This window comes from Nostoc sp. CCY 9925, assembly GCF_963920935.1.
In the GTDB taxonomy this organism is placed as follows: domain Bacteria; phylum Cyanobacteriota; class Cyanobacteriia; order Cyanobacteriales; family Nostocaceae; genus Nostoc.
Genome location: NZ_CAWUDO010000044.1, coordinates 1 through 16,312, shown reverse-complemented (window position 1 = coordinate 16,312; position 16,312 = coordinate 1). Strand labels below are relative to the sequence as shown.

Genomic DNA, 16,312 nt, shown 5'->3' with positions numbered 1-16,312 from the left:
ATCTCATGTCCCCACTCCTCACCCCCAATCCCATGTCTCCACTCCCCATTCCCCACTCCCTCATTATGATTACTGACACTTCAATTCGCGAACAAGGATACATATATTTTCTAGCAGAAGCCCCGGAACTAGTACAGATTATTGAGCAAGAATTATTTAGCTTATCGGAAGGATATAGCACTGCAAAAATTCATAATTTAATGCGAGCTACTCATACACTTAAAGGTGGCGCTGCTAATGTTGGGCTGGAACTTATTAAAACGATCGCTCATTTTTTAGAAGATGTATTTAAGGCTTTATATAACCCAAGTGTGGTAGTTGATGCTGAATTACAAACACTTTTAATCCAAGCTTATGAATGTCTGAGCATAGCATTAAATACCGAGCTAATCGGAAGTACTGTTAATGATGAAGAACTACTCCAACGTTCGAGTTCAGTTTTTGCACAACTGCAAGAAAAACTGGGTGATGCGTTTGGTGCTGAAACTCATATTCCCACTTCTGAAGAATTGGGATTTGATATTGTACAGTCTGTTTTTGAAGTAGGAGTACAGCAACGTCTAAACAGTATTGCTGAAGCTATTAATAATCCACCAAATAATGCCGAATTTATTGAATTTTTACAATCTCAAGCTGAGGTATTTATCGGCTTAGCAGAATCTCTAAATTTACCTGGCTTGGGTGAAATTTCCCAAACAATTCTGTCAGCGCTGCAAGCAAACCCCACTCAGGTGCAGCAAATAGCAGAAATCGCCCTTGGAGATTTGCAACAAGCACAACAATTGGTATTAGCTGGTGATCGCACTTCTGGTGGACAAGCTTCTCCTAGTTTACAAAAAATCACAATAGTAGCAAATAATCAAGTATCTGAAGAATTAGAAAACTATTCATGTTCTGAGACGATTATCTTTAATGAAGAACAATTCTATCAGTTTTTAACCACATCAGAAAATAATAACAATGAATCTGTAAAACCAACAACTGCCAAGTTTTATTTAAAAGTAATTCGTTACATTTTTGGTTGGTTTAATCATCAGATGCGAATACCAGCATCAGAAGTTAGTTTGTCCTTACTCATTCCTACATCATCCAGAAAAAACCTGCTCGATTATATTGACAATTGGCTCACAAAATTCCTAGCTTTTGTCCAAGAGGAAGAAGATAGCCAAAGCCTTTGTATCTATCGGAATGGTATCATTTTAATCATTTTGTTTGCAGTTGCCAAATTTCAAAATTATATTGAAAAATCTGACAATTACCTTTCTGTAATTAAAATCTTGCAAAACAAGATTTATACATTAGCAAAAAAATATAAAAACTATCCCCCTGTCACTAGCAAAGAAAAAAATTGGCTTGATAGTCCCAAGTTACAAACGTTGCTAGTTCTTAAAGAAGTATCTAAATTTGCATCTTCTGAAACCAGCGATAACCTTTTAGAAGTAATATGGGGAGAAGAACCTGCTCAAGACGTTGCTACTGAAGTTGTGGTTACCCAGACTGGAGACTCTTTAAAACAGATAGATATTCCACAAGCAATTATTGAAACTATTGCTGATTCATCTCAACTTAATCCTAATCACCAGGAAATAGAAGATAAATCACATCATTTTCAAAATAAAAATTCTCGTCAACCTTCTTTTATTCGAGTAGATACAGATAAATTGCAAAACCTGAATTATTTAGCAGGAGAATTGCTGATTTCTCAAAAGCAGCGGGCTTTGCAAGATGAACAAATCCAAGAAATAATTGAGCGATTAATGCAGCGACTTGCTAAACAACAAACAATTTTAAATGAATTACGTGATTTACCATTACAAATGCAAAATTTTGCTTCACAACAAACGCCAAATTTTGCAGTGAAGTTTGACTCTCTGGAAATGGATGTATATACAGAATTTCAGATGACATTGCATGAAGCAATAGAAGAGACACTCCAACTACAAGAAACCACAGAATCTCTTGACTTGCTTGTAACTCAAGCTGCTCAAATCAGTGGTAGTAAAGAAAATTTAACTCTGAATATTATAGATAACTTAGTAGAAGCACGAATGTTGCCTTTGGGCAATATCCTGAACCGCTTCCCCCATATGGTAAATCAATTGGGGAATGTTTATGCCAAACTTGTAGAATTGAAACTTTGTGGAACAGAAGTACTAGTTGATAAAGCGATCGCCGAAAAACTCTACGATCCCTTGTTGCACTTAGTACGTAATGCTTTTGACCACGGTATTGAACCTCCACACATTCGGCGGGAGTTTGGTAAACCAGAACGAGGATTAATTGAAATCTGCGCGTATCATCAAGGTAGCCAAACTGTTATCGAAATTCGGGATGACGGACAAGGTTTGAATTTAGAAAGCATTCGCAGAAAAGCTGTTGAACTTTATCACATCCAAAGTGAAGATAAAGCCAGAAGCTATGCTTATAATCTCACAGAACCCGAACTTTTAGATTTGATATTTTCACCGGGATTTTCCACTGCTAAGAAAGTGAGTGAAATCTCTGGACGCGGTATGGGATTAGATATTGTGCGTACTCAGATGAATGCACTCAATGGTTCAGTTTCAGTTGAATCTTTACCCAACCAAGGAACAACATTCCTACTTAAAATTCCTTTTTCTATGACTACTGAAAAACTAATGCTAGTTCAAGCTAAAGGCGTTGTTTATGCCTTACTTTTGAACAGCATCGAAAAAATATTGATTCCCTCTGATGACCAGATTAAAGAAATTGAAGGTAAAAAAGTTTTGCATTGGAATGTAGACCAGGATGAAACTATGGTCAGCCTGCGGCAACTTTCAGAGTTAATTTCTTATCATGGTTCATTATTTAATGGTGCTACTCCATACAATACATCAAATAATCATGATGCAAATATCACTAAAAATCCAGTACTTTTGCTGCGGCGAAATCAAGGAATGTTTGCTTTAGAAGTTGAGCAAATAATTGGTGAACAAGAACTGGTAATCAGACCTTTAGGAAATGCGATCGCACCGCCAAAATATATTTATGGTTGTAGTAGCTTAGCTAGTGGTAACCTCATTTTAGTAATTGATGCTTTATTGCTGATAGAGTCTGGCGATATACAACAAACAACACTTGATATCACGGGGCTACCAACAGCTTCTTCCTCAAATAAAAAATCTTTGCCGATATCATCAACACAAACCTTTTCTTCTACACCATTACTAGCTCCATCTACTGACGCAGATACTATAGAAACCCAATCTAGCTATTCTTTAGAGTCAAATAATCAAACACCAAAAGTTATTTTAGTAGTTGATGATGCCATTAGTCTGCGGCAAACTATTTCTCTAACTCTGCAAAAATCTGGTTATCAAGTAATACAAGCCCAAAATGGGGTAGAAGCTTTAGAAAAGTTGCAGTTACATCCAGAAATTCAAGTTGTCATCTCTGATTTAGAGATGCCAAGAATGAATGGTTTTGAGTTTTTAACTAATTTACGTCAACATCCAAATTTTGCAAAAATGCCTGTGGTGATTCTCACTTCTCGCAGTGCTGAAAAACATCGCCAACTAGCGAAAGAATTGGGTGCAAATGGTTACTTAACTAAGCCTTATTTAGAGCATGAGTTTCTCTCAAAAATTAATAATTTGATTAACAGTAGTACAGATAATTCAAACCATTTACTTCTGGTAGCAAATCATTAAAATTAATCTTATTTTAATTGGGTGCTAGCAGTCAGTTATCAGTGAGAGTTGAAGTTAAGTGATATAAGATTGAAGAGACAAGAATTATCTACCTACCAAGTGTATCAACCCTTGAGACGCGATCGCCTTAATTACCAGGTAGATTATTTGGATCTACACCTAGAGAACGTAAATACTCGGCTAACTGTTCAGCCCTGATTCGTTCTTGTTGTGCTTGTTCTGCGTCTGTCAAATACCGATTTCCTCGCTCATCATACCAAGATAAGAACTCTTGTTGTATCCCGGCAATTACAGCTTGGTGTCGTCCAATACCTAACCCAATTTCTGGCATGAAATAAGGTTCACCTATTTGTAGTTGGTAGCTTGCACCTATTAATTTATACACTTCAAATGGTTGATGTTGGTCGCGCCGCCAAAACTCAGGGTTATAAATTACGTAGTACAATACACCGAGTTTTTTATATATATCTAGCTTTTCGTCGTATTCACCTCCTGGGGTGTGAGATAACATTTCTAATGTCAGTATTGGAACTACCCAATTTTCTTCCCAAACAGCGTAACTTTTGCGAGATTTACCACCTTTTTTTCGTTCTACTCCCAGGCTCAAAAAAGCATCTGGGACTACAGGAACTCTAGGATGTACTCCTGTAGTGTGATAGACTCCCATATCTACCCCAAAGTACCAATCCATACGATTTGCCCAAATAGAGTTGAGTAAGAAAAGTAAAATGTTGGGCAAAAAATTTTGGTCTTCGTTATCCACTGGTGTATCGTCTGAACAGGGAAGTTCGTCAGTAGTTGGTAACGCATTTTTGAGATCGGGTGAAAGCATAACCTTTGTCTCGCTGGCGTTCGATGCCCTTATTATAGGTGACTGATGAAAAGATTAGCGTTTGGGTATAGCTTCACCAAACTTAATTAAAAAAGCGATCGCAACACTCACAATTAAAATTAACGTCATACTCAAAGCTGAACCAAATCCCCAATTTTGAGTAGCTCCCAGAAACTGATTGTAAACTAATCGCGCCGCCGTCATACTAGAAGCACCACCAAGTAATTCTGGGTCGATAAAATCCCCCAAGCCTGTGATGAATACAAGCATGGAACCAGCAGCAATTCCCGGAAAAATTTGGGGTACAGTTACTTGGAAAAAAGCTTCCACAGGATTTGCACCTAAATCTGCTGCTGCTTCTAACAAACGCTGATCTAGCTTTTCGAGAGAGGCATATAAAATTAAAACCATATACGGTAACAAGCTGTAGCTCATACCAATTAATACAGCCGGACTTGTATTAAGTAATTCCAAAGTAGGCAAGCCGAAATAACTTAACAAACTATTCAATAAACCACTAGGACGAAGAATTGTAATCCAAGCATAAGAACGAAGTAAAGAAGAAGTCCACAAAGGCAAAACAAAGCCTAATAGTAGCAAATTTCGCCAACGCTTCGGTGCAACCACAGCAATCCAATAAGCTACAGGAAACCCTAAAATTAAACAAATGATTGTAGTGCCAAAAGCTAAAAATAGCGATCGCACGATTACTTGTAAGTAAAGGGGGTCGAATATTCGGATGTAGTTTTTAAATCCATCCGGATTAACAACATCTCCTGGTCGAATGTCTGCAACCAAACTTAACTCGAAAATTATCAAACTTGGCAGTACTAACAAAAGTAATAACCAAATTCCCGACGGTGCAAGCAACACTAAAGGTTGCAGCCAACTTCCTGGCGGACGATGCAATTCTTCTTTTTCATAAATATCACTTGTTTCAATATCGATCATTCCTAACTCCTAATCGTAGTAATTTTGGATTTTCTATAGGTAAAAAATCTAAAATTTTAAATTAAATAGAAACTAATTTTGGACTGAGTAAAAAATCTAAAATCCAAAATCCTTCGACTGAGCGTAGCCTTCCGCAGGAAAGTCTAAAATCCAAAATTGAATTAGCTGCTGGTTAATTGAGTCCAGTAGCGATCGTAAACTTCTTCAAATTCTCCTACAGGACTGATACGCTCACAATTTGCTAAAAGTGACTCTGGGGGAAACAAATTAGGATTGTTCTTTATTGTTTTTGGCAATTGCTCGAATCCAGTACTATTAGGTGTAGCAATATTGAGGCGTTGACTGATTTCGGCTGCTACTTCTGGTTGCAAAATCATATTAATCCAAGCATAGGCTCCATCTGAATTTGGGGCTGTTTTAGGAATTACAATAGTGTCTGTCCATAATGAAGAACCGCTGCGAGGAATCACATATTTGAGTTTGGGATTTTCTTTAGAGATTTTCACAGCATCTGCTGAATAACACATTGCTAAAACTAAATCTCCTCCAAGAATTTGATTTTGCCAAGCATCTGTATCAAAAGCAGCGATCGCAGGTTTTAGCACCTTCAATTTATCATAAGCTTGTTTGAGTTCTAATTCATTTTTGGAATTATAAGAATAACCTAGCATCCGCAATACTGCACCCATCACCTCTCGGACATCATTGAGCAAAGTCATCCGCTTAGTAAGCTTGTCTTGGTTTCGCCAAAGATAATCCCAGTCTTCTGGTGGTTCTTTGATTTTTTCAGAATTATAAATAAAACCTGTTGTGCCCCAATTAAAAGGTATACTATAACGATTATCGGGGTCATATATAGGATTAGAAAAGCGGGGAAATAAATTTTCTAGACCGATGAGGCGATCGTGATTGATTTCTATTAATAAACCTTTATCTACCATCTTCTGTACCATATAATCAGATGGGTAGATAATGCTGTAAGCGCTACCACCTCCAGCTTGCAACTTAGCCAGCATCACATCGTTAGAATCATACACATCCGCCAGCACTTTTATGCCAGTTTGAGTGTTAAAAGTTTTTAGTAATTGTTTGTCAGTATATTGTGTCCAAGTATAGATATAAAGTTGGTCACTTCGACCGGAAGTAGTAGAATTAGCACGTACTTGGGCTAGCCTCCAACCGCAACTTGTTAAAGACAAGCTAGAAAGTGCTGCTACTCCTTTTAAAAATTGTCGTCTCTTAGTCATTCGTCTTCTAGAAGAAAGTTACCATTTAAAACAAAACCACTAGGGTTAATACTAGGTGATTCATAAAATTTTATACTCCTAAAATAGGGTATAACAGTTACTCAGGGTTAGTCACCTGGCAATATGTCTTGTATTTGGCGATCGCTGTTTTAATCTAAAAGTAGAACTGGCAATTAGTTCCAGTTTTTACTACCCACCTACTTAAAAAAAGCGATCGCTTTGATGACTGTGTTAATGTTATCAAAAAGCTACGGAGTAGCCAGCAACTAAACGCAATTGGCTGCGCTCACCATCACCACCGCCAATATCACCTTTTAAACCAAGAACCAGCACACTTTGGTGTCCTACCTGCTGACCCAAACTAACTCCCGCAGAAACTATAGCTCCTTCTTCTGTTTCCTCGCTAGCGCGTCCTCCCACTTCTGCGACAAAAGTATGGTCAAAGCGGCGTGGGTAGCCAAGGGGTCTAGAATAGCCCAGGATAATCCCAGGTATAACAGAGCGGTCATGACCTTCAGGCGATATGTTCACGTTCAGATCGAGGTTAATGTGTAATCGATCGTATTGTCCCTGTAGACGCTTCTGCGTCTACCCTGCGAGAACGCTTTCAGCGCACCCTGCGGGTGCGCTGGCTTGCGGCCATCAGAACTTTTCAAGACAGAGTACAGGAGGAATAACAGTTTCAGAATTCAATAATAGGACAAATTGTTTGATAAGAATTTTCAGGTTTTATTTCCCAACCTGAAAGTAGCCCTTCTAAATCTTGCCTTAAAATCAGCAATTGCTGAATTTGCTCATCAATAGCTTTTACCTTATCTTCTAGCTTAGTTTTTATGTGTTTACAGGGTAATTCACCGCCATCATGAACATCCAAAAATTCTTTAATTTCTGATAAGGTTAAACCCAGACTTTGAGCGCGTTTAATAAAGCGCAAGCGAGCTAAAATATCAGCATTAAACAATCTAAATCCACCTTCGGTTCTACCTGATGATTTCAGTAGACCAAGTTCTTCATAGTAGCGAATAGTTTTAATTGGTACACTGCTTTCCTTAGCAACTGAACCAATCAATTTTGGTTGTTCTTCAGCTAACATACTTACCTACTTTTATAGTAAATACAACTTCTATACTTATACTAAACTTTCCAGTTAAGTGGAAAGTCAAGTAGATAGAGTATTCTTTTGTTAAGCATATTACCAATCTCACGGACGAATGATATCATGTCTGCTTGATTACTTATTAAACCTGAAGAACCCCACCCCTTAATCCCCTAAGAGCTTGCTCTTAGGGGAGACAAAGCGCAGCTTTGGCTCTTTGGGGTGCAATGACTGGGGGAATCATAATTAATTATGCGGACATGATATTACTCGTAGAGGCGGGGAACAGGGAACAGGCAATAGGCAATAGGCACTAGAGAATAAAAATATCTCCATCTTTGCGCCTTGACATCTGTGCGTGTATAAATCATGTTTGCTTTTTCACCCAAGCACGAAATACTTTCATAGTTGCATTTTTCCCATCAGTTTTACACCTCTTAAAATATTCAGGAATGACTTGAGTGATAGCTAAACTAGGGAAAATACGACTATTATTAGATTTTATATATTTTTCATTAATTAGAATATTAATTTCTAACTGTAAAATATGTGAAAACTGCGATTTTCACCCAATTATGCCAAAATATTTTTGTATTCTGACCAGGATATACCTTTAATCAACAACTGATGACCAACAGGTACAATTAGTTGGTTGAGTTCAAGTAACATTACTTCCTTGCCTCTAGAGTTAACTTAACTATAGCAATCCGGTTTGATTTTTGAACCAATCTACATAGGCAAAGAGTGGGGAGTGGGCAGTAGGGAATAGGCAATCAGGCTTTTGTTAGCTTTATTTGCGTCGATCTATTTATTCTGAATTCTGAGTCTTGAATTTTGTTTTATAACTGACTGATGGGAATTTTAATTACAAATTCTGCTCCTTGTCCAGGTATTGAGTTACAAGACAAATTTCCCCTATGTTTGTTTACTACAATTTGGTAACTGATGGATAAACCTAGTCCTGTACCTTTTCCGACATCTTTAGTAGTAAAGAAAGGGTCGAAAAGTTTGGGAAGTATTTCTTGGGAAATGCCTAAACCATTATCTGCAATTCTGATTATTACCCATTTGTTATTACAAACTTCGGTGCAAATACGAATTTGTCTTTGTTCTCCGATAAATGATTGTTCCAAGGAATCAATAGCATTAGCTAGAAGATTCATAAATACTTGATTTAATTGACCAGGATAACATTCAATTAGAGGAAGTTTCCCATACTCTTTGATTACAGAAATTTCTGGATGATTAGGTTTAGCTTTCAAGCGGTTGTGCAGAATCATCAAAGTACTCTCGATACCTTCATGGATATCTACATCTTTAAATTCAGCTTCATCAAGGCGGGAAAAGTTCCGTAGCGAGAGAACTATTTCACGAATCCTTTGAGTTCCTACAGTCATAGACTGGAAGAGTTTTACAAGGTCTTCTTTGAGAAAATCAAGGTCAATAGTTATGATTTCTGCTTGAATTTCTTCTGGAGGATAGGGAAAATGTTGTTGATAAAGTTCTAGCAGACGCAACAATTCTTGAGTGTATTCACTAGCTGGAATCAGATTACCGTGAATAAAATTAACCGGATTGTTAATTTCATGGGCAACACCCGCAACCATATTCCCAAGTGAAGACATTTTCTCACTTTGGATAAGTTGGCTTTGGGTACGTTGCAGTTCGCGGAGGGTGTTTTCCAAATTTTGGGCTTGTTGTTGTAATTGTATTTCGGCTTGTTTACGCTCAGTGATATCAGTTGAAACACCAAGGATTTGGTTGATTTTGCCATCAGCAGAACGGTTAAACGCTGTTTCTCTCGTATATAGCCAGCACCATTCTCCATTTGCTTGTCTCACCCGAAATTCAAATTCATAAATTTCACCATCCTTGGCTTTAGTAAAATTTTGTAAGTGAGTTACGACTTTTTCCCAATCATCTAGATGAGTAATTGTGGGTAAAATTTGCGTTCCCATCTGTTGAATTTCTTCATTAGAATAGCCAAGAAGTTTGCCAATTTCTTGATTAGCATAAACATTACACTGTTGTTCTAAATCGAAGATGTAGAGAATATTAGGAGAAGAGTCTGCAATGCGTTGAATAAAGTGCTGGCTAGCTTGGAGTGCTTGTTCGGCTCGTTTCCGCTCTGTAATATTTAACGCTGTTCCCACCAGTCGATAAACTCGACCTTCGCTATTTTTTAAAGGATTCATTGTAGTTAGCCACCAAGTTTCTTGACCTTGGAAAGTTAGACATTCTTCATACTTGATGCCAATACCACTTTCTATGCAGATTTGAAATCGCTGACGTACTTCTAGAGCTTCAACATTGCCATGCACATATTCTGGAGTTTTACCAATGACCTCTGCGTTACTAATTCCTATTATCTTTTCTGTTGCTGAATTCCAGCCAGCATAACGCAATTCATAGTTATCTAGAACATCGATCACGAATATTGGTTGAGTGACACCATCATAAATACCGCGTAAGAACTGCTCTTTCTCTTGTAGTTGAGCTGCGGCTTGTTGACGATCGCATATTGCAGTTTCTTCTAGCTGTTTATGAGCAGTAATGACTTCAGAGAAGATGATGATACCCCCAATTTCACCAGAGTCTTTGTACCAAGGATTTATTTGCCATTTCACCCAATGGATTGTTCCCTCTCCAAGGGGGAAAATATTTTCTTCGGATTGCTGGATGCTTCCTGCCAAACAACGTTGATAAATTTCCTGCCAATACGGGGGAATATCTAGAAAGATTTCACAATGAGAGCGACCGATGATGTCTCGATCGCTCAGATTATAATCTTCCCGCCAACGGCGACTCGTCAGGACATAGCGCATTTGCCGATCGAATATGGCGATTGCAGCAGGGATATATTCAATAAATAAATCAATCTGCTGTTGGCTAGATTTTAGCGGATTTAAAGACTTAGCGCCTTCTAAACTGGCAACTACCTGACGCAGTTCTATTAATTCTTGTTGCAGTGATTCGTAAGTATCTTTATCTACAGAAATCAGATTACAAACCATAGTCTTATTATTTGCCAGCTAGGGATCTGAAGTTGACTTCATTTCTATATTTCCCAATAATCTCTAGCAACCAACGTTCATGACTAAAGAAAAAATCTTAAGATAGTTCGTAATTGTAAGCTTTTTAATTCGTAATTCTTATACTACATATAAATGTGCTTTATTCTTGTTGACGAAGAATTCAAAATTCAGAATCAATCAGCGCGGAATAGCACCTGAGGTTTGGTAGCTAAGCAGAGCATATTCTAATTCTGATTTCTGAATTCTACTGTATGTTAATAACTATTCAATAGCTATATTTGGAATCCGACTCCATTCATTCCATGAGCCATCATAGTTTCGGACTTTTGAGTAACCAAGTAAATATTTCAAAACGAACCAAGTATGCGCTGAACGTCCGCCAACAGCACAATAAGTAATTACTTCTTTATCAGAAGTGATATTTTTGCTGCTGTAAAGTGTCTGCAATTCTTCAACTGATTTAAAAGTTCCATCTTCATTGAGAGCTAACTCATAATACACAGAAACTGCACCAGGAATATGGCCTGCGCGTTCTGTTCCTTGAGGCGGCTGCATAAAAAACCATTCACCGTTGTATTCTTGAGGTGTGCGGACATCGACTAAAACCGTATCTGATTTGCCAATAGATTGCTGTACATCATCAAAAAATGCTCGCAAGTTTGCATCAGGAGTTTGTGGTTGATATTCAGTTGGTGTAATAAGTTGTGAGTCTATTGCTACTGGACGCCCTTCGGACAGCCATTTTTGATAACCACCGTTGAGAACACGCACATCATTGTGACCAAAGACTTTGAAAAGCCAAAATAACAATCCGCCCGTTGCAGCAAAATCACCATAAGTAATGACAGTGGTCTGATTTGTAATACCAGAATTTTCCAAGAGTTTTTGCCATATATCTGGGTCAAAATTAATGCGGTAATCAGGTAGTAGAATGTCAGTAGTAATATTCCAAAAGACAGCGCCGGGAATGTGTCCAGTGTTATACGTTTCTGGATTCATGTCTGCTTGAATCAAACGGATATTAGGGTGATTCAGGTGTTCAAAGACCCACTGAGTATCAACAAGTATATTGCTGTGTGTGTATTGGGACATGTTTATTCTTCCAATTGTTATGCAGGTAGAATAATGTCTGTATTCTGACCGCGCCTAGTCCTCGAACGAGTACACTTATCAGCTAAGATTATGGTGAATTCTTTACAATCTTTATTTGATGCGATCGCTCATGCTCGGGATGAACAAGAACTGCGATCGCAAGTCATCAGTAAATTTAGTGACTATTTCGCTGCTGAACGTTCGGGTATATTTTTCTTCGATCAACTTTGGCAATTTGAGAAAAATATTCCTCGTGTGCTACGATTAGCGTTTTCCTTGAAACATAATCCAGTTTTGCGCTACTTAGTTGAGCATCACACCGTAGTTCACGAAGAATTATTGTTACCACCTGGAGAATGGCAGATTATTTGCCCACGTTCTGACCACTATCATGTGATGGTTGGGCCAGTTGTTGGTAATGGCCGCCTAATTGGCGCCATTGGTCTGACTCGTACTCGAAATACTCCTGCCTTTAGTGCACAAGAATTAGCTGATTTGAACGCCTTGTGTCTTCATATTTCAACTTGGCGTGCAACATTACAATTGCAATCAACACTCTTCAATTCTCTTAATACTAATCCTTTAACACAACGTGAAATCCAAATTGCTGAACTAGTAGCACAAGGACTAACTAATGCTGAAATTGGTGCAACTCTCTGGATTACAGAAAATTCTGTTAAGCAAGCTTTGAAGAGGATATTCCGCAAACTTGATGTTTCATCTCGCGCAGAGATGGTAGCTCAGCTTTCCTCAAATACTAGCTTAGTTCGATAATAGGGTAGAATTCAGAATTCTGAATTCAGAAGCATGAAAATCTCCTCACCCCTATTACCTACTTGCCACTCCGCACTCCCTTTTTCAAGCTAAGCCGATGAAACAGACAAAACAACTCTTCGACTATACTTGCAAGTCCAGCGAAGAAATTTCTTCTGGATTTTCAATCAAATGCCAAAATAGTGCAATCTCACCCACATTATCAGCAATAAATCTCAATTCTTCTGAATTAGCATCTTTAGCCATTTCTGCTAAAAAATTTTTTGCAGCAAGAATTGTGTTTTGCCTTCTCAATGTTTTTTGTTGAGAGCCTCTATTCATTGTTTTGCCTTAAAAGTATTAAAATTTGGTTTATTTTATCTAATAATTACCGAAATATACTTAATTTGCATCATTCTTAAGAACAATATCCATCGGTCTAAGCTTCTTGGATTCTACCTAACTCCATTGAGATGCTACCAAGTTGATCCTTCAGAAAGATGTAATTTTAGTTATTATACGGTTTTATAGCAATGGTATTTGATATCTTTCAGATTGCAAGTTTCAGATCCCCGACTTCTTAAGAAGTTCGGGGATCTCGTTAGTCCCATCGGCCTCGTTCCTTGGGACACGATCGCAGCTTAACAGATACCAGGTTGACACTTTAGAGACTGGCTCAAAATTGACAAATTTATACGGAATTGATACCACCAATATTGAAGTTCATAGCAGTAATGTAACTTTTGAGCAAAATTTATGAAGACAGCTAAGAGATATCTTTTACCCGCGATCGCTGTAACAATTGTTCTTGGTCTGAGCAGCTGTAATTCTAATCCCACTACTAATAATGTTGATAGCCAAACGCCATCCCCTACCGCAACACCAAACAGCACATTATCCCCAGAACCTATTCCAACACCCACAAACAGCCCATCATCTCGGACTTCCAGCCAAATTCCTAGTGTTGCTCAACTGAGAGAAAAATCTCCAAATCAAGAATCAACTGGAGAAAATACGCCTCCCTCATCAACTTCTAAAACTGCCGTTAGCAAAACTACAAACGTCACAATTTACACTAGTGATGTTCAATGTCAAGAATTAATTCCAGAAAAGGTTTCAGTACCAGCTGAGGAACCAGTAACAAATGCAGTGGGTAAAATCATAGAAAAACGAGATACAAGTGACTTTAGCTTGTCTGGGTATCGTGTTAACGTCAAAAATGGCATTGCTACAGTTGATTTGCGGATATCTCCTGAGTCTAAGCGCCAAATAGCTTCTCTTTCTAGTTGTGAACAGTTTGCTTTGTTTGGTAGTGTCCGCAAAACCTTAACAAGTAATGCTGCATGGAATATTAAAGAGGTTCGTTTCACTGAGCGAGGTGAAGACATTGTTCTCTAGGTCAGAGAATCCTACACTGACTTTCATCGGCGCAGTGTAGGGTTTTGATGACTCCGGTATGGCGTTGGACATCGACCAGAGGCAAAGCGTCTCCGGCTTTGCTGAGCTTTGAGAGCGATCGCCAGTTGCGAAAACAGTGTATATCTTAGTCAATTGAAAACAGCTATAAATAATGGTATGCTCTAGGTTAATATTAAGTTGATTGCTAATACGTACTCGCGGGTGTAATTCAGTGGTAGAATGTCACCTTCCCAAGGTGAACGTCGTGGGTTCGAGTCCCATCGCCCGCTTCTGTCGATGTTGTACAAAAGAAAACTACAAAAGCTTTTGCTCGATTTCCTCAAGCTGCCGATCTAATCTATTCTGTTCTGTTTCGTTTTCCTGAATTTGCGCTTCTAGCTTGAATTTTGTAGCGACATCGGTTTCAATGACGCGTGCTTGGCGCAGCAGTCCTAATTTTTTGCTCACAAGGTCATACTGTTCTTGGACTGAATCCCGTTCTTGCTCCAATCTCCGACGTTGGCGATCTGTTAATCCTCCACTTGTTTGAGGAGGGTTGGAAGTTGTAGGTGTACTATTTTGAGAAGCAGGTGAGGAAGAAGTTTTTGATTTCGCCATTTCTTCAACTACTGCGCGAATTCCTTGAGCGACATTTAAAAAAGCCTCATCTTGGTTTTGCCAGGTTGTCACAGGTTTAGCATTTTTAGGAAGTGCTTGCAGCTTACCAAAAGACGCACCATTCCAGTCTGTTGGCTTAAGAATAATAGGAATAACACGAGCTTGTCGCGTTTCGTGTCGCTCCATTGCTCGTGTCATTTCTTTGTCATAGCAGTAATCTGAAGCCAGAAAGTTAGCACTCACCAGTAAAAGAATGATGTCTGCAACTTCAAGATTGTCATCGATCGCATTTGCCCATTCAGTACCAGCACTAATTTCGCGATCGTGCCAAGCTTCGATAATTCCTTGACGTTTCATCAGGATCAAATGAGTTGCCAACTCGTCTCGCAATGCTTCATCTTTATGAGAGTAGGAAAAAAATACTTTAACTGGATTAGACATATTCTTGAATTTACTTGATTAAATAGCTGTATAGGAGTATTAAGTTAATTTCCGAAAATCAAAGCCTAAACAAAAGACTACCAAAATATCAAGTTGAAGATAATCACTAAGTACTTTTTATATTTTTACAACTACTATAAGATGATTACGAAATTTGTGGTATTGCATCATCAACAGTAGGCGTAGGCGCAGCCCAACCCAGGCATCGCTATTCACCAATTCTCAAAATAAACAAACCGATTTCTGTGACGGGATACGCCTTTGCTTTTTGAACTCGACAATTGACATTCAAAGGTGCAACTTCGAGGATAAAAGGTGCAACCGCGAGGATAAAAGGTGCAACTTCGAGGATCAAAGGTGCAACCACGAGGATCAAAGGTGCAATCGCGAGGATCAAAGGTGCAACTTCGAGGATAAAAGGTGCAACCGCGAGGATCAAAGGTGCAACTTCGAGGATAAAAGGTGCAACCGCGAGGATAAAAGGTGCAACCACGAGGATAAAAGGTGCAACCGCGAGGATAAAAGGTGCAACCGCGAGGATCAAAGGTCAAGCAGTGGCTGTTTTAACTCAACAGTTGGCGTTCAAACGTGCAAGCTTCGAGTTTAGAGACGGAATGGCCGGGTTTTGAGGTGGAGTTTAGAGAAGCAGGAGGGGGCGATGTCTACGACGAGGTACGCTAACGTACATTGCCTCAATGCAATTCTTGATACAGGCTACATTATTAATTAACTCAATTTCTCTGCTGCGCGTCCAAGCTGCAACTTGTCGTCAGGCATCACCTCTGTAAAACCCCAAATGACTAACGAAGAACTGCTGCAAATTATTAAACAAGCTGCCAAAGACAAGGTAACAAAATTAGACCTTTTTGGCAAAGGCTTAACCACACTGCCAGGGGAAATTGGACAACTCACCAACCTGCAATCCCTCGACCTCAGCTACAATCAACTGAGCACTCTGCCAGGGGAAATTGGACAACTCACCAACCTGCAATCCCTCGACCTCAGCTTCAATCAACTGAGCACTCTGCCAGGGGAAATTGGACAACTCACCAACCTGCAATCCCTCGACCTCAGCTTCAATCAACTGAGCACTCTGCCAGGGGAAATTGGACAACTCACCAACCTGCAATCCCTCGACCTCAGCTTCAATCAACTGAGCACTCTGCCAGGGGAAATTG

14 protein-coding genes and 1 tRNA gene are annotated in these 16,312 nt (G+C 38.9%); 5 read left to right on the top strand and 10 right to left on the bottom strand.

What is annotated here, in order from left to right; translation table 11 throughout:
• Window positions 1-65 precede the first annotated feature (65 nt).
• Entirely contained in the window at window positions 66-3,671 is a 3,606-nt protein-coding gene (locus ACM0OY_RS21340) for a response regulator (RefSeq protein ID WP_414570847.1), read from the top strand.
• A 127-nt stretch (window positions 3,672-3,798) separates the two neighbouring features.
• Here ACM0OY_RS21340 and ACM0OY_RS21335 read toward each other — a convergent pair whose 3' ends face one another.
• From ACM0OY_RS21335 to ACM0OY_RS21305, 7 genes are all read right to left on the bottom strand, one after another.
• Window positions 3,799-4,503: a Uma2 family endonuclease gene (locus tag ACM0OY_RS21335; RefSeq protein WP_414570846.1), complete on the bottom strand. Its 705-nt coding sequence runs from the start codon at window positions 4,501-4,503 to the stop codon at window positions 3,799-3,801.
• Between the two features lie 54 nt (window positions 4,504-4,557).
• On the bottom strand, window positions 4,558-5,454 hold the full coding sequence (locus ACM0OY_RS21330) for an ABC transporter permease (protein ID WP_414570845.1): 897 nt from the start codon (window positions 5,452-5,454) through the stop codon (window positions 4,558-4,560).
• A gap of 161 nt (window positions 5,455-5,615) precedes the next feature.
• Complete coding sequence (locus tag ACM0OY_RS21325; protein ID WP_414570844.1) at window positions 5,616-6,701, bottom strand: ABC transporter substrate-binding protein; 1,086 nt, start codon at window positions 6,699-6,701, stop codon at window positions 5,616-5,618.
• 240 nt (window positions 6,702-6,941) lie between these two features.
• A complete protein-coding gene (locus ACM0OY_RS21320) occupies window positions 6,942-7,232 on the bottom strand; it encodes a hypothetical protein (RefSeq protein WP_414570843.1) in 291 nt (96 codons plus the stop codon).
• 151 nt (window positions 7,233-7,383) lie between these two features.
• Window positions 7,384-7,794: a heavy metal-responsive transcriptional regulator gene (locus ACM0OY_RS21315; RefSeq protein WP_414570842.1), complete on the bottom strand. Its 411-nt coding sequence runs from the start codon at window positions 7,792-7,794 to the stop codon at window positions 7,384-7,386.
• Between the two features lie 842 nt (window positions 7,795-8,636).
• Complete coding sequence (locus ACM0OY_RS21310) at window positions 8,637-10,811, bottom strand: PAS domain S-box protein (RefSeq protein WP_414570841.1); 2,175 nt, start codon at window positions 10,809-10,811, stop codon at window positions 8,637-8,639.
• A 282-nt stretch (window positions 10,812-11,093) separates the two neighbouring features.
• On the bottom strand, window positions 11,094-11,924 hold the full coding sequence (locus tag ACM0OY_RS21305) for a sulfurtransferase (RefSeq protein WP_414570840.1): 831 nt from the start codon (window positions 11,922-11,924) through the stop codon (window positions 11,094-11,096).
• Window positions 11,925-12,014: 90 nt separating this feature from the next.
• On the opposite strand from ACM0OY_RS21305, the gene ACM0OY_RS21300 reads away from it, so the two are divergent.
• A complete protein-coding gene (locus ACM0OY_RS21300) occupies window positions 12,015-12,698 on the top strand; it encodes a helix-turn-helix transcriptional regulator (RefSeq protein ID WP_414570839.1) in 684 nt (227 codons plus the stop codon).
• Between the two features lie 123 nt (window positions 12,699-12,821).
• Here the strand turns inward: ACM0OY_RS21300 and ACM0OY_RS21295 are convergent, their stop codons facing one another.
• Window positions 12,822-13,019, bottom strand: coding sequence for a hypothetical protein (locus ACM0OY_RS21295; RefSeq protein WP_414570838.1), 198 nt, complete (start codon window positions 13,017-13,019; stop codon window positions 12,822-12,824).
• A gap of 414 nt (window positions 13,020-13,433) precedes the next feature.
• Here ACM0OY_RS21295 and ACM0OY_RS21290 point away from each other — a divergent pair, with 414 nt between their 5' ends.
• Together ACM0OY_RS21290 and ACM0OY_RS21285 are read left to right on the top strand one after the other, a co-directional pair.
• A complete protein-coding gene (locus ACM0OY_RS21290; RefSeq protein WP_414570837.1) occupies window positions 13,434-14,075 on the top strand; it encodes a sporulation/spore germination protein in 642 nt (213 codons plus the stop codon).
• Between the two features lie 218 nt (window positions 14,076-14,293).
• Window positions 14,294-14,365: transfer RNA gene (locus tag ACM0OY_RS21285), tRNA-Gly, on the top strand.
• A gap of 25 nt (window positions 14,366-14,390) precedes the next feature.
• Here ACM0OY_RS21285 and ACM0OY_RS21280 read toward each other — a convergent pair.
• Together ACM0OY_RS21280 and ACM0OY_RS21275 are read right to left on the bottom strand one after the other, a co-directional pair.
• Window positions 14,391-15,134, bottom strand: a complete 744-nt coding sequence (locus ACM0OY_RS21280; protein WP_414570836.1) for a toll/interleukin-1 receptor domain-containing protein — start codon at window positions 15,132-15,134, stop codon at window positions 14,391-14,393.
• A gap of 208 nt (window positions 15,135-15,342) precedes the next feature.
• Window positions 15,343-15,678, bottom strand: a complete 336-nt coding sequence (locus ACM0OY_RS21275) for a hypothetical protein (RefSeq protein WP_414570835.1) — start codon at window positions 15,676-15,678, stop codon at window positions 15,343-15,345.
• 252 nt (window positions 15,679-15,930) lie between these two features.
• Between ACM0OY_RS21275 and ACM0OY_RS21270 the strand changes: the two genes are divergently transcribed.
• The coding region (locus ACM0OY_RS21270) for a leucine-rich repeat domain-containing protein (protein ID WP_414570834.1) at window positions 15,931-16,312 on the top strand (382 nt) is incomplete at its 3' end.

Coding starts and splice junctions, on each gene's coding strand:
- ACM0OY_RS21340 (WP_414570847.1), top strand. CDS start 66: ATGATTACTGACACTTCAATTCGCGAACAAGGATACATATATTTTCTA.
- ACM0OY_RS21335 (WP_414570846.1), bottom strand. CDS start 4,503: ATGCTTTCACCCGATCTCAAAAATGCGTTACCAACTACTGACGAACTT.
- ACM0OY_RS21330 (WP_414570845.1), bottom strand. CDS start 5,454: ATGATCGATATTGAAACAAGTGATATTTATGAAAAAGAAGAATTGCAT.
- ACM0OY_RS21325 (WP_414570844.1), bottom strand. CDS start 6,701: ATGACTAAGAGACGACAATTTTTAAAAGGAGTAGCAGCACTTTCTAGC.
- ACM0OY_RS21315 (WP_414570842.1), bottom strand. CDS start 7,794: ATGTTAGCTGAAGAACAACCAAAATTGATTGGTTCAGTTGCTAAGGAA.
- ACM0OY_RS21310 (WP_414570841.1), bottom strand. CDS start 10,811: ATGGTTTGTAATCTGATTTCTGTAGATAAAGATACTTACGAATCACTG.
- ACM0OY_RS21305 (WP_414570840.1), bottom strand. CDS start 11,924: ATGTCCCAATACACACACAGCAATATACTTGTTGATACTCAGTGGGTC.
- ACM0OY_RS21300 (WP_414570839.1), top strand. CDS start 12,015: ATGGTGAATTCTTTACAATCTTTATTTGATGCGATCGCTCATGCTCGG.
- ACM0OY_RS21295 (WP_414570838.1), bottom strand. CDS start 13,019: ATGAATAGAGGCTCTCAACAAAAAACATTGAGAAGGCAAAACACAATT.
- ACM0OY_RS21290 (WP_414570837.1), top strand. CDS start 13,434: ATGAAGACAGCTAAGAGATATCTTTTACCCGCGATCGCTGTAACAATT.
- ACM0OY_RS21280 (WP_414570836.1), bottom strand. CDS start 15,134: ATGTCTAATCCAGTTAAAGTATTTTTTTCCTACTCTCATAAAGATGAA.